Below are 863 nucleotides of genomic sequence, written 5' to 3' on the forward strand. Positions count from 1 at the left end.
GGCCAGGTCGTTGGCGGCGGCGGTGCCGGTGTGGCCGACGCCGCCGACGTCGGCCACATGGTCGTGGCGCAGCGATCCCTTGCCGGCCTGCGTCGAGGCGACCGGGATGCCGGTGGCGTCGGCGAGGGCGCGCAGCGCGTCCTCGGCCTCGCTGTAGTGCACGCCGCCGCCGGCGACGAGCAGCGGGCGGCGGGCCCGGCGGACGGCCTCGGCGGCCTCGGCCAGCGCGGCGGGGTCGGGCGCCGGGCGGCGCACGTGCCAGACGCGTTCGGCGAGGAACTCCTCGGGCCAGTCGTACGCCTCGGCCTGCACGTCCTGCGGCAGCGCGAGGGTGACCGCGCCGGTCTCGGCCGGGTCGGTCAGCACCCGCATGGCCGCCAGCGCGGCCGGGATCAGCGCCTCGGGGCGGGTGACGCGGTCGAAGTAGCGGCTGACCGGGCGCAGCGCGTCGTTGACGGAGACGTCGCCGGCGTAGGGCACTTCGAGTTGCTGGAGGACCGGGTCGGCTGGGCGGGTGGCGAAGGTGTCGCCGGGCAGCAGCAGCACGGGCAGCCGGTTGATGGTGGCCAGCGCCGCGCCGGTGACGAGGTTGGTGGCGCCGGGGCCGATCGAGGTGGTGACGGCCTGCGTGGCGAGCCGGTCGCACTGCCGTGCGTAGCCGACGGCGGCGTGCACCATGGCCTGTTCGTTGCGGCCCTGGAGGTAGGGCATGGCGGTCGGGCCGGACTCCAGCAGGGCCTGGCCGACGCCGGCGACGTTGCCGTGCCCGAAGATGCCCCAACAGGCGTTGATCAGGCGGCGGGTGTGCCCGTCGCGCTCGGTGTGCTGCGCGGCCAGGAAGGCGATCAGGGCCTGGGCGACGG

Annotated in this window: 1 protein-coding gene; it reads right to left on the reverse strand. The window is 76.4% G+C overall.

Features of this window, described 5'->3' with window-relative positions:
• Positions 1 to 863, reverse strand: an 863-nt coding sequence (locus KUM32_RS33265; RefSeq protein ID WP_254406492.1) for a thiamine pyrophosphate-binding protein, incomplete at both ends; no start/stop codon positions are given.

The organism is Streptomyces sp. AC627_RSS907 (assembly GCF_019049165.1).